Annotated in this window: 20 protein-coding genes; 8 read left to right on the forward strand and 12 right to left on the reverse strand. The window is 69.9% G+C overall.

Going from position 1 to position 23,618, the window contains the following annotated elements:
- Positions 1 to 18: 18 nt before the first annotated feature.
- The 5 genes from LY41_RS03200 to LY41_RS03220 all read right to left on the reverse strand — a co-directional run bounded on the left by LY41_RS03200 (position 19) and on the right by LY41_RS03220 (position 7,959).
- On the reverse strand, positions 19 to 600 hold the full coding sequence (locus tag LY41_RS03200; RefSeq protein WP_372493065.1) for a DUF2567 domain-containing protein: 582 nt from the start codon (positions 598 to 600) through the stop codon (positions 19 to 21).
- Positions 601 to 805: 205 nt separating this feature from the next.
- Entirely contained in the window at positions 806 to 3,106 is a 2,301-nt protein-coding gene (locus LY41_RS03205) for a SulP family inorganic anion transporter (RefSeq protein ID WP_253862297.1), read from the reverse strand.
- Positions 3,107 to 3,532: 426 nt separating this feature from the next.
- Complete coding sequence (locus LY41_RS03210) at positions 3,533 to 4,702, reverse strand: glycosyltransferase family 4 protein (RefSeq protein WP_253862298.1); 1,170 nt, start codon at positions 4,700 to 4,702, stop codon at positions 3,533 to 3,535.
- A 49-nt stretch (positions 4,703 to 4,751) separates the two neighbouring features.
- The gene (locus LY41_RS03215; RefSeq protein ID WP_253862872.1) at positions 4,752 to 5,816 is read right to left on the reverse strand and encodes an NlpC/P60 family protein; all 1,065 of its coding nucleotides are present in this window, start codon (positions 5,814 to 5,816) and stop codon (positions 4,752 to 4,754) included.
- 601 nt (positions 5,817 to 6,417) lie between these two features.
- Complete coding sequence (locus LY41_RS03220; protein ID WP_253862299.1) at positions 6,418 to 7,959, reverse strand: NYN domain-containing protein; 1,542 nt, start codon at positions 7,957 to 7,959, stop codon at positions 6,418 to 6,420.
- Between the two features lie 223 nt (positions 7,960 to 8,182).
- Between LY41_RS03220 and LY41_RS03225 the strand changes: the two genes are divergently transcribed.
- A complete protein-coding gene (locus tag LY41_RS03225; protein ID WP_253862300.1) occupies positions 8,183 to 9,874 on the forward strand; it encodes a DEDD exonuclease domain-containing protein in 1,692 nt (563 codons plus the stop codon).
- 50 nt (positions 9,875 to 9,924) lie between these two features.
- Positions 9,925 to 10,209, forward strand: coding sequence for an Lrp/AsnC family transcriptional regulator (locus LY41_RS03230; protein ID WP_183778109.1), 285 nt, complete (start codon positions 9,925 to 9,927; stop codon positions 10,207 to 10,209).
- A gap of 81 nt (positions 10,210 to 10,290) precedes the next feature.
- Here LY41_RS03230 and qcrB read toward each other — a convergent pair whose 3' ends face one another.
- The 4 genes from qcrB to ctaE all read right to left on the reverse strand — a co-directional run bounded on the left by qcrB (position 10,291) and on the right by ctaE (position 14,641).
- Complete coding sequence (gene qcrB, locus LY41_RS03235) at positions 10,291 to 11,973, reverse strand: cytochrome bc1 complex cytochrome b subunit (RefSeq protein WP_253862301.1); 1,683 nt, start codon at positions 11,971 to 11,973, stop codon at positions 10,291 to 10,293.
- Complete coding sequence (gene qcrA / locus LY41_RS03240) at positions 11,970 to 13,115, reverse strand: cytochrome bc1 complex Rieske iron-sulfur subunit (RefSeq protein WP_253862302.1); 1,146 nt, start codon at positions 13,113 to 13,115, stop codon at positions 11,970 to 11,972. The genes qcrB and qcrA overlap by 4 nt, the downstream gene beginning before the upstream one ends.
- Before the next feature lie 2 nt (positions 13,116 to 13,117).
- Positions 13,118 to 13,945: a cytochrome bc1 complex diheme cytochrome c subunit gene (gene qcrC / locus LY41_RS03245; protein ID WP_253862303.1), complete on the reverse strand. Its 828-nt coding sequence runs from the start codon at positions 13,943 to 13,945 to the stop codon at positions 13,118 to 13,120.
- 66 nt (positions 13,946 to 14,011) lie between these two features.
- On the reverse strand, positions 14,012 to 14,641 hold the full coding sequence (gene ctaE, locus LY41_RS03250) for an aa3-type cytochrome oxidase subunit III (RefSeq protein WP_253862304.1): 630 nt from the start codon (positions 14,639 to 14,641) through the stop codon (positions 14,012 to 14,014).
- 161 nt (positions 14,642 to 14,802) lie between these two features.
- On the opposite strand from ctaE, the gene LY41_RS03255 reads away from it, so the two are divergent.
- Together LY41_RS03255 and trpD are read left to right on the forward strand one after the other, a co-directional pair.
- A complete protein-coding gene (locus tag LY41_RS03255) occupies positions 14,803 to 15,210 on the forward strand; it encodes a hypothetical protein (RefSeq protein WP_253862305.1) in 408 nt (135 codons plus the stop codon).
- A gap of 8 nt (positions 15,211 to 15,218) precedes the next feature.
- Positions 15,219 to 16,262, forward strand: a complete 1,044-nt coding sequence (gene trpD / locus LY41_RS03260) for an anthranilate phosphoribosyltransferase (RefSeq protein WP_253862306.1) — start codon at positions 15,219 to 15,221, stop codon at positions 16,260 to 16,262.
- A gap of 148 nt (positions 16,263 to 16,410) precedes the next feature.
- On the opposite strand, the gene LY41_RS03265 is transcribed toward trpD, so the two are convergent.
- Positions 16,411 to 16,830 carry a cytochrome c oxidase subunit 4 gene (locus tag LY41_RS03265; RefSeq protein ID WP_253862307.1) on the reverse strand — a complete coding sequence of 140 codons (420 nt, stop codon included), beginning with the start codon at positions 16,828 to 16,830 and terminating at the stop codon, positions 16,411 to 16,413.
- 134 nt (positions 16,831 to 16,964) lie between these two features.
- Positions 16,965 to 17,936: an aa3-type cytochrome oxidase subunit II gene (gene ctaC, locus LY41_RS03270; RefSeq protein ID WP_253862308.1), complete on the reverse strand. Its 972-nt coding sequence runs from the start codon at positions 17,934 to 17,936 to the stop codon at positions 16,965 to 16,967.
- A 261-nt stretch (positions 17,937 to 18,197) separates the two neighbouring features.
- On the opposite strand from ctaC, the gene asnB reads away from it, so the two are divergent.
- The 3 genes from asnB (at position 18,198) to LY41_RS03285 (ending at position 21,898) form a co-directional block, all read left to right on the forward strand.
- Complete coding sequence (gene asnB, locus LY41_RS03275; protein ID WP_253862309.1) at positions 18,198 to 20,126, forward strand: asparagine synthase (glutamine-hydrolyzing); 1,929 nt, start codon at positions 18,198 to 18,200, stop codon at positions 20,124 to 20,126.
- A gap of 170 nt (positions 20,127 to 20,296) precedes the next feature.
- Entirely contained in the window at positions 20,297 to 21,382 is a 1,086-nt protein-coding gene (locus LY41_RS03280; RefSeq protein WP_253862310.1) for a DUF2510 domain-containing protein, read from the forward strand.
- Between the two features lie 312 nt (positions 21,383 to 21,694).
- Positions 21,695 to 21,898: a hypothetical protein gene (locus tag LY41_RS03285; protein WP_253862311.1), complete on the forward strand. Its 204-nt coding sequence runs from the start codon at positions 21,695 to 21,697 to the stop codon at positions 21,896 to 21,898.
- Positions 21,899 to 22,159: 261 nt separating this feature from the next.
- On the opposite strand, the gene LY41_RS03290 is transcribed toward LY41_RS03285, so the two are convergent.
- On the reverse strand, positions 22,160 to 22,531 hold the full coding sequence (locus LY41_RS03290) for a HesB/IscA family protein (protein ID WP_253862312.1): 372 nt from the start codon (positions 22,529 to 22,531) through the stop codon (positions 22,160 to 22,162).
- Between the two features lie 195 nt (positions 22,532 to 22,726).
- Here LY41_RS03290 and LY41_RS03295 point away from each other — a divergent pair, with 195 nt between their 5' ends.
- Positions 22,727 to 23,407 (forward strand): DUF3043 domain-containing protein, encoded by a 681-nt coding sequence (locus tag LY41_RS03295; protein ID WP_253862313.1) that lies wholly within the window; start codon positions 22,727 to 22,729, stop codon positions 23,405 to 23,407.
- The last annotated feature ends 211 nt before the right edge of the window (positions 23,408 to 23,618 follow it).

Consider the following 23,618-nt stretch of genomic DNA (forward strand, 5'->3'; position numbering starts at 1 on the left):
CGCCGGCACCGGCCTGCCTCAGCCGAGCCTGCGGCCGAGATCGTCGCGGCTGTTCCAGATCGCCAACATGCCGTAGACGAGCGCGGTCGTCAGCGGCTGGGCGAGCACGGCCCACCCGGTCTCGAGCACCGGCGCGGCCTCGACCACCGTTCCCACCTCGGGCGGGTCGGTGATGGCGTACCGGCTGCCCGCGAACGACAGGCCCATCTGCGTGGCCAGCCACGCAGACACCAGCGACCCGAGCACCGCAGCCACGAGGATCACCGGACCGCGCCGTTCCCGCAGGAGCCACACCACGACCCCGACCGCGATTCCCGCGGCCAGGCCGAGGAGCAGGAACACGGCGAGCGCGTCGAACCGGTGCCAGCTCTCCAACTGCAACGGCAGTTCGCCCGTCTCGCCGCCCATCACGCGCATCCGCTGCGGCGGTGCCAGCAACGACCACAGCCAGCCGACGGGAATGCCCAGCAGTGCCACGAAGGACACGACACTGATCGCGGGCAGCAGGTCCGCCTTCACGACGACCTTCGGCCGCTCCACGTCGACGCCCGTCAGCGCCAGCGCCGACCACGCGGGCTGCTCGGTCCGCTGCTCCGACAACGGGCGTCCTCCTCGGCTGCTCTGTGCCGTCCGGCTGCTCTGTGCCCGACTGCTCTGTAGTGTCCGACTGCGCCGTGCCGTCCGACTGCGCCATGCCGTCCGACTGTCCGTGTCGTCCGACCGTGCGCCGCCTGTCGGCGCGGGCGGGCCAGACCGCCGCGGCCGACTCCACCGGTCGACATTAGCCCGCCCGCGCCGGCGGCCGTCACCGGGCCTGCGCCGCGCCGCGCACGTCTGCGGGCTCGAAGTCGCCGGACGCCGGGTCCAGCAGGTAGACCTGCGCACTGCCCAGGTCCAGATACATACCCGTCAGCGTCAGCTCACCGCGTTCCACTGCCGCCCGAACCAGCGGCGACTCGCGCAGATGGTCGAGCTGCGCGAACACGTTGTGCAGGGCCAGTGCGTCACCGCTGTGCGCGGGTTCGGCACCGTCGAGCCGCACCGGGCCCGCCTCGCGCCTGCGCGCCGGCCCCGCGGCGCCCTGCTCGAGCCAGCGGGCCAGCCCCGGCAGTCCCTCCGGCGCCCCGTCGAGCAGCGCCCGCATCGCCCCGCACGAGGAGTGCCCGCACACGACGATCTCGCTGACACCGAGCACGCCGACGGCGAACTCGACCGACGACCACACGGCGGCGCCGTCTCCGGCATGTGTCTCGTGCGGTGGGACGAGGTTGCCGACGTTGCGGACGGTGAACATGTCGCCGGGCCCGCTCGTGGTGATGACGTTCGGCACGATGCGCGCATCGGCGCACGTGATGAACAGGGTGTGCGGATGCTGTCCGGCTGCCAGCCTGCTCATCGTCCCGCGCACCAGCGGCGCCGTGCGGGTCTGGAACTCGGAGGTCCCGCGGCGCAGCGGGGTCGGCCGCGAGGGGGTGTGGCGCTGGTCCGGGATCGCCACCTCCGGGGACGCCTCCTCGGCCGCCCCGTCCCGGGCCATCCACTCCGACCACGGCGCGAGCCAGCGCGGCACGGCGGCGCCCGCACGGTCCTTGCGCACGATCGGGCTGCCGTCCTTGCCGCGCCCGAACCACGGATTGCCGATCTCGTCGACGATCACCCGGCCACCGGCCCGCTCGTGGGCCTCCTGCCAGCTGTGGAGACAGTCGAACGCGGCATGGTCGAGGTAGTCCACGACGAGTTCCAACGTCACCGTGGCGCGTTCCGGGAGTCCGTTGAGGACGGCCGACAGCCGCGGCACGGACAGGAACGTCAGCGCGCCCTCGATGACGATCCGCCGCGTGTCCCCCTCGCCCTCGGAGTGCACCCCCGACCACATCGTGCGGTGGAGCATGAGCAGCACCGACAGGCCGACGCCGATGAGCACGCCCGACAGCAGGTCGATCAGCACCACACCCGCCACGGTCACCACGTACAACGACAGGTCGCCGTGGCGCAGCACCTCGCGGATGTGGGCGGTGTTGACGAGCTTGGCACCGACGTGCACCAGCAGCCCCGCGAGCGCGGCCAGCGGAATGCTCTCGATCAGCGTCGCGAGCAGCGCGGTGAACAGCAGCACCCACGCGCCGTGCAGGATCGCCGAGGCCCGCGTGCGCGCGCCCGCGGCGACATTGGTGGAGCTGCGGACGATCACCCCGGTGATCGGCAGGCCGCCGAGCACGCCGGAGGTCACGTTGCCGAGCCCCTGGCCGATGAGCTCACGGTCGAAGTTGCCGCGCCTGCCGGTGTGCATCTTGTCGACGGCGACGGCCGACAGCAGCGATTCGATGCTGGCGATCAGCGCGATCGTCAGCACGGCGACGGCGACGTCGGCCCAGCCACCGCTGGGCAACTCCGGGGCGAACCGGATGTCGAGCACGCTGCTGGGCAACTCCACGCGTTCGGCAGGCGCACCCGTCAGGGCGGCCAGCACGGTCACGAGCACGATCGCGGCCAGTGGTGCGGGTACCTTGCGCACCGCCGCGGGGAGCTTGCTCCAGGCCAGCAGGATGCCGAGGGTCAGCAGGCCGAGGAACGTCGCGGGCCCGTGCAGGTCGACCAGCTGACCGGGAAGCTGCACGATGTTGTCCACCGCCGAGCTGTTCGAATCTCCGCCCAGCACGATGTGGAGCTGCCCCAGCACGATCGTGATCCCGATGCCAGCCAGCATCCCGTGCACGATCGCGGGCGAGATGGCGAGCGCGGCCCTGGCGACCCTGCTCAGTCCGAACAGGACCTGGAGCAGGCCTGCCGCCACGGTGATGGCGCACGTGACCGCCCAGCCGAACTGGGTGATCGTCTCGGCCATGATCACGGTCAGCCCCGCGGCCGGGCCGCTGACCTGCAACGGCGATCCGCCTGCGGCGCCGGCCACGATGCCGCCCACGACGGCGGCGATCAGCCCGGCCACGACCGGCGCGCCGGAGGCGAGCGCGATACCCAGTGACAACGGCACAGCGACGAGGAACACCACGAGCGAGGCCGGCACGTCGTAGCGCAGTACGGTGCGCCACCACGGCACGGCATCGCCGCCCTGCTGGTCGCTCTTCTGACCGGTATTCAGCGTCATCCGGAAACGGCCTCCTCGAGGTCGGTGAATTCCCCCGCACGTCTGTCCGCGGGGTCATGGCGCTCGGTCGACGGCGACCGCGGACGCGTCGTTGCGGGAGGGCCGGGTCTGCGCCCGCCCGTCGCCGCGGCGTCCGCACGCGTTGCGAGTACCAACACCAGGTACCAGAGGAATGCGCCGATGTCGGTGCCGGAAAGGAGTCCTCACCGGATACTCACGTGCGCGTCACTCCACAGAGGACAGCAGCACGGGCGGATCGACCGACTCGGACTGCTCGGAACTCACCCGAACAGCGGACGTTCGAGAGGGTGCGATTACCGATTGCAGTCGAATACCCGGGACCACAACGAACACAACCGATCCGGGTGAATTTCTGTGCCCGACCGGGCAAGAAACCGGCTGTTCACCCGGATTTCCGCGCCGATCTCAGTGCATGAGAGTCGCGGCCGGACCGGCGAGGCGGCCGTCGAGCAGTGTCGCCAACCGCCGGGCGAGCACATCCCAGCGCCAGTGCTCACTCACCCACCGGCGGCCCGCCTCCCCCATCGCGCGTGCCCGCACCGGGTCGGCCAGCAGTGCCGACACCGTGTCGACGAGCTGTTCCAGCCGCCTGCCGTCGACCACGTGCCCGGTCACCTCGTCCAGCACCGTCTCCGGGGCACCGCCCGAGCTTCCGGCGACGACGGGCAGCCCCGCCGCCGACGCCTCGAGGTACACGATGCCCAGCCCTTCGACGTCGAGTCCCTTGCCACGGGTCCGCGCGGGCATGGCGAACACGTCGCCCGCCGCGTAGTGCGCCGGCAGTTCGTCGGCAGGCACCGACCCGGTGAGCACGACGTCGTCGGCCACGCCCTCCTGCTCGGCGAGAGACGCCAACTGTGCGCGATACGGCCCGCCACCGACGACGAGCAGCGCGGCGCCGGGCACCCGCTCGCGGATCGCAGGCAGCGCACGAATGAGCATGTCCTGCCCCTTACGCGGGACGAGCCGGGACACGCAGACCACGGTCGGGCGGTCACCCAGTCCGTAGCGCGTGCGCAGTTCGTCGCGGGCCGCGGAATCGGGACGGAAGGTCTCGGGGTCGACGCCCGACGGCACGTGCTCCAGGCCGGCGAAGCGGCCGAACGCGGAGGCGAACCGCCGGCGCGTGTAATCACTGACGTAGGTGATGACGTCGGTGGTGTCACCGATCCGGCGCAACGCCTGCCGCGCGGCGGGCAGCATCGACCAGCCGACCTCGTGACCGTGGGTCGAGGCCACGATGCGGCGCGCGCCCGCGTCCCGCAACGGGGCGCCGAGCAGCGCGAGCGGGGCGGCGGCGCCGAACCACACGGTGTCACAGTCGCGGGAGGCCACGATCTCCTTCGCGCGGCGCAGCACATCCGGCGTGGGCAGCATCAGCGCCGTGGGATGGCGCACGACCTCGTACGGCTGCCGCGCATCGAACGCGCTCGACGAACCGGACGCACGCTCCCACGCAGGCGCATACACGACGAGATCGTCGGACGGCAGACGTGAAGTGAAGGCCTGCAGATAGGACTGGATACCACCGGGCCGGGGCGGGAAGTCGTTGGTCACCAGGAGCGTGCGGCGCATGGTGACCACGCTATCCCGCCCCGGCCAGGGCGGTCTGCGGGTGTGCGGGTCAGGCGACCCGGACGGCCCCGCTGTATCCGTCCTGCAACGGGCCGACCTTGACCGGCTCACCCTGCGTCGGCGCGTGGACCATCTGGCCGTCGCCGATGTATATGCCCACGTGGTGGGCGGGCGAACCGGAGAACACGAGGTCTCCGGGCGCCAGCTGGTCACGGGACACCGGGGTGCCCGCACCCGCCTGCTGGTCGGACGCCGTCCGCGGGATCGAGATGCCGGCCGCGTCGTAGGCGTACGACGTCAGGCCGGAGCAGTCGAACGAGTCCGGGCCGGTGGCACCCCAGCTGTACGGTTTGCCGATCTGCGCCATCGCCGTGTCCACTGCGGTCTGGGCGGCCGGGCCGGGAGCCGTGACGGGACCGACGTCCGGGCCGGTGTCCTGCAAGGTCTCCTGCTCGGCCTCGTTCAGCAGCCCGGCGGCCTCCTCGACCTCGGCGATCTTCTCGTCGAGCGCCTCCTTGCGCGAGGCGATGTCACCCTCGAGCTCGGCCGCGGCGTTCTTGGCCTTCTCCGCACGGTTGCGCGCCTGCTGCGCCTTCTGCTCGGCCGTCGCGGCGCTGTTCACCGCGCCGCGCAGCTTGCTCAGCGCCTTGTTGCGGTCCGTGGCCAGCACGTCCAGCGCCGACGAGCGCTCGAGGAAGTCCTGTGCGGAGTCGCCGGTCAGCAGCGCCGACATCTTGTTCATCTGCGAACCGCTGGCGAACGACGCACCGGCGAACCGGTCGACGTCCTTGCGGTAACGCTCCTCGTTGGCGGACGCGCGCTGCTTGGCCTGCTTGGCGTTGTTCAGGCGTTTCTTCGCACCGCGCAGTTCATCCTGTTTCTCCTCGAGGTCCGTCTGCGCCTGCAGATGCTGCTCGTTCAGCTTCTCCGCCTTTTCCGAGAGCTCGTAGTACTTGTCGAGCGCCTCGGACTGCGTCTGCTGTTGCGAGACCGGGGGCGTTTGGAGGGCGGGGTTGGGGGAAGCGGTCGCCGGTGACTGGAAGGTGACAACCGCGATGACGGCGGACGCCGCCAGCGCGCCGGAAATTACGCGCTTCACGGGTTGCGACTGCACGTCGCTCATGTCTCCTCTACGGTCCGGCCGCCTACCGGTCGATCGGTCCGGGTGAGGTCGGGGGCCCTCACCACGGCCCGGACCACGAGGGCGCACGGCATCCGGATGCGATATCCGAGACCGAGTGCCTCCGCGATCGGCTCCGTCACGCTACTGTGCGTGACGTCCGGCGCAGCTCCCCGACAAAAGCTGCTCTCGGCGGCGATCGCGCGTCGCCGAACGTGGGGAACGGCTGCCTGACGCGAAATCTCGGCCAGGTTACGAAACACCATCGGCCACGTCCAGCTGCCTTGGCCGCCAAATCGTTCACCGCACACTGCAACACGTTCGGACCAGCGGTTCAGCGGTTCCTGTGACCAGCCTTACACAGTGCATCCGAAGTGGTAGAAACCGTTCACCTGATTGGTAAGACCGTTCACCGCACGACGAAGGGCGCCGCTCGACAGTGCCCCGGACAGCGCCCCGGCAACCCGGCGATCCACCGGCATTCCCGCAGTCCGGCAGCCCGACGATCGATGGCGGTGCGCCGCGACGGACGTCTCCCGCACGGGCGGCGGGCCGCATCGCAGTTCCGGATTCAGTTCCGGATTCAGGGCCGGGCTCAGGTGCGGCCGAGCCGGGTGAGCAGCATGTCCGAGGCCACCGCGTGCGCACCACTGCGCCGCACGGCGGTGACGACTTCCCGATCGGAGGTCGCCACGATCACCGGCCGGCCGTGCGGTTCGGCGGCCACGAGGTCACGGATCACGTCATCGGCGAGCACACCGGGCTCGGAGAACAGCACCCGCACACCACGCGGATTGGCGGCGGGGACGGAGGTGACGCCCGCACCGTCGAACACGACCGTCACCTCGGCGCCCACCCTGGCGCGCAGCGCTCCGAGCTGGCCGATCAGCCGGGATCGTTGCTCGGCCAGCGGCAGCTCGGGATAGCCGGTCTTGGTGACGTTGTAGCCGTCCACCACGAGGTGCACCGAGGGCAGCCGGAGCAGCCGGCCGAGGGTCTCGGCGTCCGCGACCCGCTCGGCCGCCGCCGCGGGCTCCGCGGCGCCGGCGACGGTGTCGGCGGGGGCCGCACCCGTTCCCGCCTCCCCGAGTGCGAGCTCCTTGCGGAGGCCGTCGGCGGCACCGCCGAGTGTGTCCAGCAACAGCCGCAGTCGCACTTCGTCGGCGGCCCGCGCCTCCTGCGCCGACCGGCGGGCGGTCTCGGCGTCGGCGACGGCCCGTTCGGCCCGGGTGCGCTCGGCGTCCGCCCGTTCGCGTTCCCGCGCCAGTTCGTCGGCCAACCGCTGTGCTTCGCCGCCGCGGGCGCCGGTGGCCTGTTCGGCATCCTGGCGCGCCCGTTCGGCCGCGTCGCGCGCCTCCCGCAGTTCCTGCCCCCGGTTGCGCAGCCGCCCGCGGAGTTTGTCGAGCTGGTCGGCACGTTCCTGTCGTGCCCGCTCGACGTCGGCGCGCGCCGTGGCCAGTTCCCCGCGGGTCTCGGCCAGTTCCGCTTCGAGCTTGCGGACGCGGGCGAGGGCGGCGTCGCGTTCGGCACGCAGCGACGCGTCCTCCGTGTGCTGTGCCACGGCGCGGATGCGTGCCGCAGCGTCCGGTTCCCCGAGCAGCACCGCCGCCACGGCGGCGCCCACCGGATCGGCGGCGCTCGCGAGATCGGCATCCGCCCCGGTATCGGCCCCGGCATCGGTATCGGCCCCGGCATCGGTGTCGGCGGCGGGCTCGAGCGCGTCGGGACGGTGCGTCCGCGTCCATTCGCAGACCGCCGTGCGGAACCGCGGCGAATCCCGCATCCCGGTCAGCAGCGCCGAGGCTCCCGACTTGGCCCGTTTCGCCGGTGCGAACCGGGCAACGGGCCGCACGTGCCGCGGCACGTCCGCCGCCGGGAGCGCGCTCAGCGCTCCTGCCGCGAGCGCGGCGAGGCGTTCCCGCACCGGATCCGGCAACGACCGCCAGTCGACGGCCTCGTGCCGGGCCGCCGCACCGGCCGGACCGGTGGCGTCGAGGTCCGCCGCCGTCTCGGATACCGTCTCGTCCGGCGTCGCAGCGGGAGCGGCCTCGCCCCCGGAATCGGTCCCGGACCCCGGGCCGTAGCCCGGGCCGGACCGATCCCCTGACGGGTCGGAGCGGTGCGACGACGGCTGCATTCGTCCAGCTTAGGTGCCCCGGAACCGCCGCCCCGCATCCCCGGCTCCTCACCCGGAGGGGAACACGCGCGGAGACCCCATCCGGCACCGTCCCGTATCGGTGCAGTCACCCGCACCGATACGGGCGTCTCGCAGCTGCCCGGAGGCCACCGGTTTCGAGCGGTGCCGAGCGGTGCCGGGGATTGTCGGGGATTGTCGGTGGCCGCCCCTACAGTGCGCGGCCATGCAGCTGGCTTTCGACGAACTGGGCACCCCGCTGCGCGACGTCACGTTCGTGATCGTCGATCTGGAGACCGCGGGCGGCGCTCCCGGTCCGGACGGGATCACCGAGATCGGCGCGGTGAAGGTCCGCGGCGGCGAGGTGCTCGGTGAGTTCGGCACACTCGTGGACCCGCGCACCCCGATCCCGCCGCAGATCGTCGAGCTCACCGGCATCACCACGGCGATGGTCCAGGCCGCACCGCCGATCGATCGGGTGCTGCCCGCCTTCCTCGAGTTCGCAGCCGGGGCCGTGGTCGTGGCCCACAACGCCGCGTTCGACCTGCGGTTCCTGCGCGCCGCCTGCGAAGGCCACGGCTACACGTGGCCGAAGCCCGCCGTCGTGTGCACCCTCACGCTGTCGCGCCGGGTGCTGTCGCAGGCCGACACGCGCTCGCACCGGCTCTCGGCCCTCGCCCGGCTCTTCGGCGCCCGCACCACGCCGACGCACCGCGCGCTCGACGACGCCCGCGCCACCGTCGACGTGCTGCACGGCCTGCTGGAGCGCGTCGGCCCGGTCGGCGTGCAGTCCCTGGAGGAACTGCTCGACTTCCTGCCCGACGTCACGCCCGCCCAACGGCGCAAACGCTCCCTCGCGACGCACCTGCCGGAAACGCCCGGCGTCTACCTGTTCCGCGGGCCGAACGACGAGGTGCTCTACGTCGGCACCGCCCGCAACCTGCGACGGCGCGTCCGGCAGTACTTCACCGGCTCGGAATCACGCGGGCGCATGCGCGAGATGGTGGCCCTCGCCGAGCGGGTGGACGGCATCGAATGCGCCCATGGCCTCGAGGCGCAGGTGCGGGAACTGCGGCTGCTGGCCGCGCACCGGCCCTCCTACAACCGGCGTTCGAAGAATCCGCACACGCAGTGGTGGATCGTGCTCACCGACGAGGCGTTCCCGCGGCTGTCGGTCGTGCGCTCGGAACGCGACGGAGCGCTCGGCCCGTTCGGCTCGCAGTCCCGGGCGAAGACCGCCGCCGACGCCCTGGCAGGTGCCACCGGGTTGCGCACCTGCACCCAGCGCATCCCCGCACGCGCGCCCCGGGGGACACCGTGTGTACTGGCCGAGCTCGGCCGGTGCGGCGCGCCCTGCGCGGGTGGGCAGACCGTCGACGAGTACGCCCCGGCGCCGCGGCAGATCGCCGAACTCGTCGCCGGCACCGGCGACGCTCCCCTGCACGCGGCACGCGCCCACATCGACACGCTCGCCGCAGGCGGCCACTTCGAACAAGCCGCACGCCGCCGGGACGAGCTCGTCACGCTGCTGCGCGGTGTCGGCACCGCACACCGGCTCACGGCGCTGGCCGCGGTCGACGAACTCGTCGCGGCGGCGCCCGACGGTGCCGGCGGCTGGGAGTTCGCGATCGTGCGTCACGGCAGGCTCGCCTCCGCCGGCGTGGCCCGCCGCGGCACCGCTCCCCTGCCCGTCGTCGACGCGCTCGTCGCCTCGGCCGAGACCGTGCTGCCGTCGGCGGGACCGCTGCGCGGCGCTCCCGCCGAGGAGACCCGGCTGCTACTGCGCTGGCTCACCGAGCCCGGCGTGCGTCTGGTGCGTACCTCCCGGCCGTGGTCGGAACCCGCTCACGGTGCCGGCAGCTGGGCACCGTGGCTCGACAAGGTCGCCACCGCGGCGACACTCGAGAATGTCGGCTGACCCGCGACTACGATCACGCACATGACAGTACGTTCCCCCAGGAGGCCAGTGTGATCACCGCGATCGTCCTCATCAGCGCAGCAGCCGACCGGATTCCCGAAACGGCACAGGAGATCGCGGACATCGACGGCGTGTCCCAGGTCTACTCGTGCGCGGGCGACGTCGACCTGATCGCCATCGTGCGCGTGGCGTCCCACGAAGACCTGGCCGCGCTCATCCCCGCCAAGATCAGCAAGGTCGACGGCGTCGTGAACACCGACACCCACATCGCCTTCCGGTCGTACTCCAGTGCCGACACGGGCACGGCGTTCGAACTGGGCATCGAATCCGCCTGATCCGCCGCGGCCGGACACACACGAGGGAGCCCCCGGTCGTCGATTCGATCGATGACCGGGGGCTCCCTCGTGCTCTCGTGACTACTCGCGCGACGTCGAGCCGGCGGGTGTATCGGGCTCGTCCGAATCCGAGTCGCCCTGCTCCAGCTCGCGGGCGCGCAGTTCCCGTTCGTGCTCGGCGTGAGCCTGCTCGAGCGCGGCCGTCTCGTCCGCCGGGTCCGGCGACCACCAGCCACCGGCCACCGGCGAGCCCGCCGAGCCCAGCTTGTTCATCTTCTTCGGTACCGGAGCGCCCTGGTACTCGAGCGGCACCGCGTGGCCGTGGTCGTCGACCGGTCCGAGCGGCTGGTGCAGCTCGATGAACTCACCGTGCGGCAACCGCTTGATGACGCCCGTCTCGAGACCGTGTTCCAGGACTTCCCTGTCGGATCGCTGCAAGCCGACGCAGACCCGGTAGGTGATCCAGTACGCCAACGGGGGCAGCAACAGGATGCCGATGCGGCCCATCCACGTCGTCGCGTTGAGCGAGATGTCGAACGCGAACGCGAAGATGTCGTTGAAGCCGGACACCTCGAGCACCATGAAGAACGTCAGTGCCATCACACCGAGGCTCGTCCGTACCGGTGCGTCCCGCGGTCGTTGCAGCAGGTTGTGGTGCGCGGTGTCCTTCGACAGTCTTCGTTCGATGAACGGATACGCGACGAACACCGTGAACAATATGCCCATGCCGATCGCACCGGCGAAGAACACCGGCGGGACCGTGTAGTTGCCGAGGTACAGCTCCCACGCGGGCCAGATCCGGAGAATGCCGTCGGCCCAGGCCATGTACCAGTCGGGCTGGGACCCCGCCGACACCTGTGACGGGTTGTACGGCCCGATGTGCCAGACCGCGTTGATCTGGAACAGCCCCGACATCAGCGCGATCAGACCGGTGACGACCGCGAAGAACGCACCCGCCTTGACGGCGAACATCGGCATGATCCGAACGCCGACGACGTTGTTCTCCTTGCGCTTCTTGCCCGGGAACTGGGTGTGCTTCTGGTACCACACGAGCGCCAGGTGCACGGCGACCAGCGCGAGCATGATGCCCGGGATGAGCAGGATGTGCAGCGTGTACATGCGCGGCACGATCACCGTGCCGGGGAACTCGCCACCGAACAGCGCCCAGTGCAACCACGTGCCCACCACCGGCACCGACAGGGTGATACCCGACAGCGTCGCGCGGATCCCCGTACCGGACAGCAGGTCGTCCGGCAGCGAGTAGCCGAAGAAGCCTTCGAACGCACCCAGGATCAGCAGCAGCGCCCCGATGATCCAGTTGGCCTCGCGCGGACGGCGGAACGCGCCGGTGAAGAACACGCGGAGCATGTGCACGACCATCGCCGCGACGAAGATCAACGCTGCCCAGTGGTGCACCTGCCGCACGAACAGTCCGCCCCGGACCTCGAAGGAGATCTCGAGCGTGCTCGCCATCGCGCGGGACATCTCGATGCCCTGCATGTTCTCGTACGGCCCGTCGTAGACCACTTCGGCCATCGACGGATCGAAGAACAGCGTCAGGTAGACGCCCGAGAGGATGACGATGATGAAGCTGTAGAGCGCGATCTCCCCGAGCAGGAACGACCAGTGCGTCGGGAAGACCTTGTTCATCTGGTGCCGCAGGCCCTTGGACAGCACGTACCGCTGGTCGGCGTTGTTCGCCGCCTCGGAGGCGTGCTGTTCGAGAGCGCTGGAGCCCTTGGTCGGTGTCGTCAGTGAGCTCATGACTTGCGCTCCCAGAAACCGGGTCCGATCGGCTCGATGAAGTCGTGCCGGGCGATCAGGTAACCGTCGGTGTGCACCGTGATGGGCAGCTGAGCCAGCGCACGCGTCGCCGGGCCGAACACCGGCTTGGCGTACTGCAGCGCATCGAACTGCGACTGGTGGCACGGACACAGGATGCGGTTGGTCTGCTGCTCGTACAGCGACGTCGGGCAGCCGACGTGACTGCAGATCTTCGTGAAGGCGTAGAAATCGCCGTAGTTGAAGTCCTCCTGGCCCTTGCGCTTGACCACGTTGGCGGCGTCGCCGGGGCGCAGGCGGATCAGCATGACCGGATTGTCCGCCCGGCGAACGGCGTGCAGCAGCGCCTCGTGGTCTCCGCGCTCGGACTCGCGGAACGGAAAGACCGTCTCCATGCCGCCCGCATCGATCTCCTCGGGGCGGACGAGCGAAACCTCGCCCGCGTCACCGGTGTGGCGGCGCAGGTAGACGACCTCGCCCGGATGCTGCTGCTGCCAGCCCGTGTGGACCAGGCCGTCCTTGTTGTCCGCGTTCGCGTGCGGGTCCTTGATGAACGACGCCACGGGCAGCGCAACCACACCGAGGCCGAGCGCACCGGCACCGAGCCCGGCCGTGCGCTTGATCAGCGACCGGCGGCCGATGCCCGTGCGGTCACCGGCGTCTGCCAGGTGCGCGACGACGGTCTTCCGGTCGACCTCGGCCGACCCCTCGCCCATGTTGTCGCTGCGCTGCTGGATCGACGTCTCGTTCGGGACGAACTTCTTCGCGTACAACAGCGCGCCGAAGGCCAGGGCCAGCACCGAGATGCCCATCGTGATGCCCAGCATCGGCGTGTACAGGCTGTACCAGAAGTGCCCGGATTCGTTGCCGTGCGGCTCGTACTGCCACGGCCACCAGATGAGCGCCACGACGAACGCCAGACCGGCGAGCGCGGCGACCAGGAACCACAGCGCCACGGCGCGCTCGGCCCGCTTCTCGGCCTTGGTGCCCTTGACCGGCCACGGGTCCGGGTAATCGACGATCTCGACACCGTCCAGCTGGCCACCCAGCTCGACGAGGTCGTCCCGGCTCATCGCCGCGAGTTCCTCGTCCGAAGGACGGGATCCTGGCTCGTTGCCACTCATGCCTATGCCCTCGATCCAATCCACAGGGTGGCGCCGATCAGCGCGCCGATCCCCACGACCCATGCGATGACACCTTCGGAAGCCGGTCCGAGGCCACCCAGCGGATTACCACCCGGCTGGTTGTTGCCGTCGCTGACCGACTTCACGTATGACACGATGTCCCGCTTCTCCTCAGGGGACAGCTGCCGGTCCGAGAACTTCGGCATGTTCTCCGGGCCGGCCTGCATCGCGGTGTAAATCTCTTTTTCGCTCGCAGGCGCGAGCTCGGGCGCGTACTTACCGGACGAGAGCGCGCCGCCCTGGCCGGTGAAGTTGTGACAGGACGCGCAGTTGAGGCGGAACAGCTCGCCACCGCGCGCCGGGTTCCCGCCCTGGAGCTGCTCGCCTGTGCCGTCGGGGCTCTGCGGGCCGCCGCCGTGCGACTGGATGTAGGCACCGAGCGCCTCGATCTCCGAGGGCGTGTACTTGGCCGGCTTCCGCGCGGCCTGCGCCTCCTGGCGAACCAGCGGCATGCGGCCGCTCGAGACCTGGAAGTACACCGACGCATCGCCGACACCGATCAGGCTCGGGCCTTTGTCGTCGACACCCTGGAGGTTCGACCCGTGGCACGAGATGCAGCTGTTGTTGTAGATCTGCTCGCCCTTGCGCAGCTGGGCCGAATCGGTCTGCGCCTCGGCGGTCTGCGGCTCCGGCGCGAACACGGCGTACATGCCGCCCGCACCGATCAGCGCCATCGCGAGCGCGGCGAATCCGGCGACCCGCCTGCGGAACTTCGAGCGGCGGCCCGCTCGCCGGTCGCCCGTCGCTGCGGGCTTCTTCGTGGAGGTCATCTTCTGCGGCAACCCTTGCTGTCAGTTCGGCCGTACCGGGGAGAACGGATCACAGTGGTCAATGCGTCAGGGGACGATGTAGATCACCGCGAACAGGCCGATCCACACGATGTCGACGAAGTGCCAGTAGTACGACACGACGATGGCCGAGGTGGCCTGTGCCGGTGTGAACTTGCTCAACTTCGTCCGGATGAGCAGGTAGACGAACGCGATCAGACCGCCGATGACGTGCAGGCCGTGGAAGCCCGTCGTCAGGTAGAAGACGGTGCCGTAGGCGCCGGAGGGGATCGTCACACCCTCGCTGATCAGCGTCATGTACTCGCCGGCCTGGCCGAGCACGAAGACCGTGCCCATGAGCAGTGTGATCAGGTACCAGCGGCGCAGGCCGAACACGTCACCGCGTTCGGCGGCGAACACGCCGAACTGACACGTGAACGAAGACGCCACCAGGATGGCGGTGAACGGCAGCGCGTAGGCGATGTCCAAGTGGATCAGCTCGCCGGTCGCCTCGTTCACCGGAGGCCAATGCCCCGTGTCGTTCTGCGCCTTGACCGTGAAGAACATCGCGAACAGCCCAGCGAAGAACATGAGCTCGCTGGACAGCCAAACAATGGTGCCGACGCTGACCATGTTCGGCCGGTTCAGCGAGTGCACTCGCTGGCTGATGTTGGGAGCTGCCGTTGTCACGAGTCGCATTATGTCTGTTCGCTTCCCGGCCGTGCAGCCCGGGTCCTACGGAGAGTCGTGGAAACCTCGGGATCACCTGGTGATCGCCTGGGTCGATCGAGGTCGGGGCGGTTAACATCGACGCGCGGCGGCAACGAGGCCGCCCGAACTCCCGACATGGAGGACGGCAGATGACCGACCACCCCCAGCGGATCCTCGTGTTCAGCCACCGCCCGGAGGTCCGTGACACGATCATGGGCGCCGTGGGGCGCAGGCCCGCGACCGACGTACCCAAGGTGACCTACGTCGAGGCGTCCGGGGTCGGCGACGTGCTGGCCGAGATGGACTCCGGCACGATCGATCTCGCTATTCTCGACGGCGAGGCCCAGCCCACGGGCGGTATCGGACTGTGCAGGCAGCTCAAGCACGAGATCACCGCCTGCCCGCCGATCGCCGTGGCCGTACGGCGTGCCGACGACCGATGGCTCGCGACCTGGTCGCAGGCCGACGCCGTGCTGGTGCACCCGCTGGACCCCCTCGCCTCCGCCGAAACGATCGCCGAGGTGCTGCGCAGGCAGGACCTCGCCATACAGGGTTGATCTCACACATGCCTGACGCACACACCTGGCCCGCGATTCTGAGCAGGCTCATCGACCGCACCGACCTCTCCCAGGAGGAGACGGCGTGGGCGATGGACCAGATCATGTCCGACGCCGCGACCCCGTCCCAGATCGGCGGGTTCGCCATCGGACTCCGGGCCAAGGGCGAGACGCCCGCGGAGATCTCCGGGATGGCCTCGACCATGCTCGCGCACGCGCGCACGCTCGACATCGATTACACGGCCGTCGACATCGTCGGCACCGGCGGCGACCGGGCGGGGTCGGTGAACATCTCGACGATGTCGTCGCTGGTCGTGGCGGCGGCGGGCGCTCCGGTCGTCAAGCACGGCAGCCGGGCCGCATCGTCGAAAGCGGGCGCGGCGGATGTGCTGGAGACCATGGGTGTGGCGATCACCATGTCGCCGGAGGACGTGCTGCGGTGCGTCGCCGAGGTCGGCATCGGGTTCTGCTTCGCGCCCGCATTCCATCCGGCGCTCAAGTACGCCGGTGCGACCCGGCGCGAACTGGGCGTGCCCACCACGTTCAACATGCTCGGTCCGCTGAGCAACCCGGCACAGCCGTCGGCGAGCCTCATCGGCTGCGCCTACCGGGACAAGACGCGGGTGCTCGCCGAGGTGTACGCCGACCGCGGGCAGGATGTGCTGCTGGTGCGCGGTGACGACGGTCTCGACGAGATCACCACCACGACCACGACGACGGCCTGGGTGATCACCGGCGGCACGATCCGTGAGGAGACGATCGACCCGCAGGCCCTGGGACTCGCTCTCACCACCGAGGCCGAGCTCAAGGGTGGAACCCCGGAGATCAACGCCAGGGTCGTCCACGAGCTCGTCAGCGGCAAAACGGGGCCGGTGCGCGACGCCGTGCTGCTGAACGCGGCCGGCGCGCTCACCGCATACCACGGCTTCACCGGCGACCTCACCGCCGATCTGAGCACCCACCTCGAGCGCGCCGCCGAGGCCCTCGACTCCGGTGCGACCGCGAACCTGCTCCGACGGTGGATCGACTTCTCGGCGGAGACCACCGCCTGATTCGACGGGGACCACCGGCCGGCCCGGGGCGGGGCCACCGGCCGCCGGCCCCGCCGAGCACGCGGGACCGCACACACGTGAAGGCCCTGCCACCCCGGGTTCGCCGGGGTGGCAGGGCCTTCAGCTGTACGACTCGCGGGCCGGTGCCTCAGTGGTGGCTCGGGCCCGAGTGGTACTCGAACACCAGACCGCCGATGGTGATCAGCAGACCGATGATCGCGAAGATCAGCAGCCAGATCTGCATGAACGCGAGCGCGAGACCGGCCAGGGCCGCGAACGCGGCGAGGCCGAACGGCCAGTAGCTGCCGGCGCTGAAGAAGCCCAGCTCGCCCGCACCGTCGCTGACCTCGGCCTCGTCGTTGTCCTCCGGGCGCTCCGGGATACGGCGGCCGACGAACCGGATGTAGCTGCCGACCAGCAGCGTGAGGCCTCCGGTCAGAATCAGCGCGACGGTGCCGATCGGCTCGACCCCGTCCTCGGTCATGACGCCCGTCATCACCCCGTAGACGACCGCCACGAAGAACGCGAAGACCATGACGATGTCGAACAGCCTGGCTTCGTTCTTCATGTGCCCTGTGTCCTTACTGGTAGCTCAGCGTTCGTGATCAGCGTACTGAGTGGATCCGATACTTCCGGTGCACACCGGCCGGCGACCGGTGACGCGGGCCTGCGCACGCGTTCCGACCGCCGGCGGCGAGATGATCAGCCCGAGGCCGTCCGCAGTGTGCGGTCCGTGGCGAACGGCGTCGTCGTGGTCGCGGTCGGGCTGCACAGCTCCTCGTCGCAGCCCTCGTCCTGCAGCGCCCGCAGCGCATCGGCGGCCGTGTTGGGCTTGCCGGTCTGCGCGTTCGTCTGGGCCCGCAACTCGATGTACCGGTCGTAGAGCTCCGGCGACAGCGCCCGCACCTCGAAGTTCATCATCGCGTGGTACGTGCCGCACAGCTCGGCGCAGCGGCCCACGAACGCGCCTTCGCGGTCGATCGTGTTCTGGAACGTGTTGTCCTGGTTGTTCTTCTTCGGGAACGGCATGACGTCCCGCTTGAAGTTGAACTCCGGAACCCAGAACGAGTGGATGACGTCGGTCGCCCGCAGGTTGTACTGGATCGTCCGGTCCGTCGGCAGCACCAGCAGCGGGATCTCCGAGGAACTGCCGACCGTGGAGATCGTCCGGCCGTCCTCGGTCTGCTGCTCGTCGGGATAGCCGAACTCCCAGTTCCACTGGAACGCCGTGACGTCCACCGTCACATCGGCCTCGTCCTCCTCGGCCAGCACCTGGCTCTCGGTGGTGGCGGTGAAGAAGAACAGCACGCACACCATGATCACCGGCACGACGACGCAGAACAGCTCGAGCGGCACGTTGTACTGGAACTGCCGCGGGAGTGCTTCCTCGCCGGAGGTTCGGACGTCTGCCGAGGACGGCTTCTTCCGGTGGAAGATCATCGACCAGAACATCAAGCCCCAGACGATGACGCCGACGACGAGCGCGGCGACGACGGACCAGGTCCAGAAGGTCCGCATACTGTCGGCCTCAGGGGTGACCCCGTCCGGCCACCCGAACCGCAGGACCTCCTCGCCGGAACATCCCGTCGCCAGGACGGCGACAAGCCCGGCGAGCACGGTCACCTTGGCGACCTTGCCCCGGCGTGTGTTCCGGGTGCGTTCTGGAACGCCCACTGCGCGATGCCTCCTCGCCCGATCACTACGTGACGTAGGGGGACTTTAGCCGAGGTGAACCGGATCGGCGCCCAAGGGGTATCCGTGCCCCCGCCACCGTAACCGGGGACACACTGCGGGCATACTGGCGATTCCAGCGCTGCATCGGTTCACGGCCGGGTCACGGCCGGTGCGCGATCGGCCCCGGCGCACACCGCCCGCGGGCCGCGTGACGAGCCGATTCGGTGAGCCCGCGACGAGCAAGAAGGTGTGTGAAGAGGCGTGTGCGGCCTGCTTGGACTGGTGTGTCCCAGTGAGAACGACGCAGCGACGGCACGGCCCGCCGTGGGCGAGGCGCTGCGCTGCCAACGGCATCGCGGCCCCGACGAGACCGACACCTGGGCCGACGACGCGATCGTGTTCGGCTTCAACCGCCTCGCGATCATCGACGTCGATCACTCGCACCAGCCGTTGACCTGGGGTCCGCCGGACAACCCGACGCGCTACACCATCAACTTCAACGGTGAGATCTACAACTATCTCGAGCTGCGGGACGAGCTCGCCGGCCAGCACGGTGCGACGTTCCACACAGCGGGCGACACCGAGGCGATCGTCGCCGCGTACCACCACCTCGGCCCGGCCGCGGTGGGCAGGTTGCGCGGCATGTTCGCGTTCCTGATCTGGGACTCCGAGGCGAGGGTGGTCTTCGGTGCGCGCGATCCGTTCGGCATCAAACCGCTGTTCGTCTCGTCCGGCCCGAACGGGGTGGCGTTCGCCAGCGAGAAGAAGAGCCTGCTCGCGCTGACCGGCACGCTCGGCCTGGCCGACGAACTCGACCCGGTGGCGCTGCAGCACTACCTCGTCCTCCAGTACGTGCCCGAGCCCGAGTCGCTGCACCGCAACGTCCGGCGTATCGAGTCGGGCACATCGTTCACCGTCTCGCCCGGCGGTGAGCTGCGCACCGACCGGTACTTCTCCCCCGAGTTCCGCACCAAACCGGTCTCCGGTCCCGCCCAGACGGCGGCGCTGCACGAGGAGATCGCCGAGGTGATGCACGACTCGGTGGCCAAGCACATGCGTGCCGACGTGACGGTCGGCTCGTTCCTGTCCGGCGGCATCGACTCCACCGCGATCGCCGCGCTGGCCAAGGAGCACAACCCGAATCTGGTCACGTTCACCACCGGATTCGAGCGCGAGGGCTACTCGGAGGTCGACGTCGCGGCCGAGTCGGCCGCCGCTATCGGCGTCAAGCACGTCGTCCGCACCGTCTCCGCCCAGGAGATGATGGAGACCCTGCCGCTGATCGTCTGGTACCTCGACGACCCGGTCGCCGATCCGGCGCTCGTGCCGCTGTGGTTCATCGCACGCGAGGCACGCAAGCACGTGAAGGTCGTCCTGTCCGGTGAGGGCTCCGACGAGCTGTTCGGCGGCTACACGATCTACCGCGAGCCGCTCTCGCTCGCACCGTTCGAGAAGATGCCCGGTGCGGTGCGCCGGCTCGCCGGGAAGGTCTCGAAGGCCATTCCGGAGGGCACGCGGGGCAAGGACCTGCTCCGCCGTGGCTCGCTGCCACTGGAGGAGCGCTACTACGGCAACGCCCGCCTCTTCCGGGACGATCAGCTCCGTGAGGTCCTTCCGCACTTCACCGAAGGCGTCGGCCACCAGGACGTCACCGCACCCTGGTACGACCTGTCCCGCGGCTGGGACCCGGTGTCGCGGATGCAGCACATCGACCTGTTCACCTGGCTGCGCGGCGACATCCTCGTCAAGGCCGACAAGGTGACGATGGCCAATTCGCTCGAACTGCGTGTGCCGTTCCTCGACTCCGAGGTGTTCCGCGTCTCGTCCGCCATCCCACTCGACCAGAAGATCACCAAGGAGACGACCAAGTTCGCGCTCCGCAGGGCGCTCGACGGCATCGTCCCCTCACACGTGCTGAACCGCCGCAAGCTCGGGTTCCCCGTACCGATCCGCGACTGGCTGCGCGACGACATGTACGACTGGGCCCGCGGCATCATCGCCGACTCCCGGACCGGCCACCTGCTCGACAAGGCCGCCGTCCGCGCCCTGCTCGACGAGCACCGCGCCGGCACCCTCGACCACAGCCGCCGCCTCTGGGCGCTGCTCGTGTTCATGATCTGGCACGGCATCTTCATCGAGAACCGCATCACGGTCGACGTCCCGGAGCCCCAGTACCCGATTCACGTCTAACGGCCGCCGGTCCGGTGGCGGCCCCGCCCGGCACCGGTACGCCGCCGGCGCCGTGTGATTCCGGCGCTGTGTGATTCCGATGGTGTGACCGCGGTCGCGCCGTCACGTCCGTGTCCGCGCACGGGCGTGACGGCGCGTCACGGCACGGACATCCGGTTACGCTGCGGGTCATGACACAGCCGCCGCCCGGGTGGTACCCGGATCAGGCCGACCCTCGGTACCTGCGCTGGTGGGACGGGTACCGGTGGACGCCCTACACCCAACCGGTCCCGCAGCCGCAGTCGCCGCAGCAGCAGTACCCACCGCAGCAGTATCCGCAGCCGCAGTATCCACAGGCCTTCCAGTACGAGCCCCGGCATCCGGCGGCGCAGCAGCCGCAGGGCGGGCAACCGCAGCACTCACAGCAGCATCCGCACTACCCACAGCAACCGGCCCAGCAGGCCTCACAACCTGCCCCACAGCAGCCGGCGCCACAGCAGTCGGCGCCACAGCAGCCGGCGCGACAGCAGCCGGGGCTGCCGTACCAGGGCGGCCCGCAACACCAGGTGGCGCCGCAGTCCGGCCCGGCAGCCCACGCCGGAGCAGCGCAGGGTGGAGCAGCACCGGGTGGAGCGGCGCAGGCCGGCGCGGCGGCCCAGCTCGGCGCCGGTCCCGTGTACACCGCTCAGGCCCTGCACATCGTGCAGGACAAGCGCTTGTTCGTCGGCATGCTCGCCAAGGCGAGCTATGCGGTGACCGATCACACGGGAACTCCGGTCGGCGCCGTCGTCCAGGTGAACCCGGACGAGTCGAAACACGTCCGCACCTACAGCGACGACGGTGGCGGGGCCGGCCTCTCCCAGCACTTCGAACTGGTCGACCTGTCCGGCGCGCCGTACTTCCACGTCGCACGGGCGCTGCGTGCCCAGTCCGCGGCCAAGCCGCGCTTCGACGTCACGCTGCCCGACGGAACGCCATTGGGGCACGTCGAATCCGAGAAGCTCGTCGGCCGGATCACGCTGGGCCTGTACGTGGGCGGTGTGCGCGCCGGTCAGCTGAAGATGGGCGGCATGCGCAACACCGTCCTCAACCTGACGGATGCGGGCGGGCAGCAGATCGTCGAGTGCGAGCGCAAGCCGCCCATGTTCAGCCGTGAGGACGCCTACAACCTGACGCGGCCGTACCCGACGCCCGAACCGCTCGGCACGATGGTCCTGGCCGGCATCATCGCCGTGGACAACGCCTTCTTCGCAAAGTCGCAAGCGTCGCTGTTCTGACCCGGCGCCACGGTTCCGACCCGCCGCGGTTCTGGAAGCGCCACTGTTCGGAAAGACGCCGCGGTTCTGGAAGCGCCACTGTTCTGGAAGACGCCGCTGTTCCGGAAGACGCCGCTGCGCCGTGGTGCCCGTGGGACCGGCTGCACCGTGGGGCAGTTGCGCCGTGGACCGGTTGCGCCGAGGCGTGGTGGTGCCCCGCAGCGCAGGGCTCCTGGCGCCGTTAACCCTGCCGAGCGACTACCGGGCGGTACAGCCCCACTACCGGCCGGTAAGCCTGTCGCAGCCCGCCTGCGCTGCCTACGTTCGGTCGCGATGAACAGCGCTGACCGCACCTCCGGCCCTCGCACCTCCGAGCCCGGCACGCCCGAGCCCGATTCCCTCGACGAGCTCATCTCCGACTGCCGCGACATTCCCCGCCCGCACGTGCCCGGTCAGCGACCGCACTCGTCGGCTCGGTCGTGGAACGTCGACGACGCATGTCACGCTCAGGTTGCAGGACTGGACGCGTACGTCTGACACCAGGCACGCTCACCGGAGCCGCGGTCAACGGCGATCGCGGCCCCACTCCTCGTCTCTCCCCCAGTCGTCTCTCCTGCGGCCGTCTCTCCCTCGGCCGCGGACTGTCGACCGAAACGGGCGAGACGGCAACCAAGCAGGGTGACGACAGCAAAACGGGCGCCGGTCACGAGGACCGGCGCCCGTTTTCGCCGTTCGTGTCTCGCCGCCGCACGCGGCGAAGACTCCGTGGAACGCGGGGACTCAGTGGAACGCGGAGACTCAGTGGAACGAGTCGCCGCAGGCGCAGGAACCGCCCGCGTTCGGGTTGTCGATGGTGAAGCCCTGCTTCTCGATCGTGTCGACGAAGTCGATCTGGGCACCTTCGACGTACGGAGCGCTCATCCGGTCCACTGCGACGCGCAGTCCGTTGAAGTCGCGGTACAGGTCGCCGTCGAGCTCACGCTCGTCGAAGAAGAGCTGGTAGCGCAGGCCCGCACAGCCGCCCGGCTGCACCGCGATGCGCAGGTGCATGTCGTCGCGGCCCTCCTGGTCGAGCAGCCCCTTGGCCTTGCCGGCGGCGGCCTCGGTCAGGGCGACGCCGTGGGTGGCTTCCTCGGCGGCGGTGTTGCCGGTCTGCTCAGCGGTCGTCATGGCACTCCCTCAAGTCGCTGTCCAGGGGCACGATCTCTGCGCGGCAGTCACCCGCAGAGCGGACCTTCCCCTTGCTCACTCCAGTATTCCACCGGAGGCAACAAGGAGGACGGCCCTCTTGTTCCCCGGACGTCATGGTGGCACACCCACCGACCGCCTGAACATCGGTAGTGAGCACTGCAATACCCTGGCAGCGTGAGGTTCCTGCGCCGCAACAACACCCAGAAGTCCGAATCGGGTTCTGCCGAGAACGTCGACGCCACGGCCGACGTCGACGGGTCCGGCGAATCTCACGCGCCCAGGGGCCACACCCCGGCGAAGGGCAGGCCGACGCCGAGGCGCGTCGAGGCCGAAGGCAAACGCCGTGGCCCGGTCGCACCGCCGCCGACCACCACGCGCGAGGCCATCCGCCGCAACCGGAAGCAGAAGAAGCAGAACCCGGTGACCAAGGAGGACAAGGAAGCGCGCCGCGCCGCCGCCCGCGAACGCCGGGAAAAGATGATGGCGGGCGACCAGCGCTACCTGCTCCCCCGTGACCGCGGCCCGGTCAAGCAGTACGTGCGCGACGTGATCGACTCGCGGCGCAACATCCTGGGTCTGTTCATGCCGCTGGCCGTGGTGGTGTTCCTGTCGCTGCTGGTGCCGGTGGTGGCGATCCAGCAGTACGCCACGCTGGTCACGACGATCTTCCTGCTGGGCATGCTCGTCGAGGGCTTCCTCAACGGCAGGCGGGTGGCGAAGGCCGCGCGGGAGCGGTTCCCGAACGAGGAGGTCCGCGGTGCCTCGCTCGGCTGGTACGCGTTCGTGCGGGCGAGCCAGCTGCGGCGACTGCGGGTGCCCAAGCCGCGGCTCAAGGCCGGCGACCCGATCCCGTAACGGCACGAGCCGGCGGCGACACTGCCGGCCTCCCTCAGCACGGCCTCCCTCAGCACAGACACGCGAGATCCCCCGCGCCGACCTCGCTACCGCATCGTCTGCCCAACCACGCGCGAACAACACCACAGCCGCCTCGCACCGAGCTTCCGACAACGAATGACGTGCATCCCTACGACTGCTCCCCGGCAGCTGGAACTGAATTTTCAGTCCA

Origin of the sequence: Prauserella halophila (assembly GCF_024171895.1) — a bacterium.
In the GTDB taxonomy this organism is placed as follows: Bacteria; Actinomycetota; Actinomycetes; order Mycobacteriales; family Pseudonocardiaceae; genus Prauserella; species Prauserella halophila.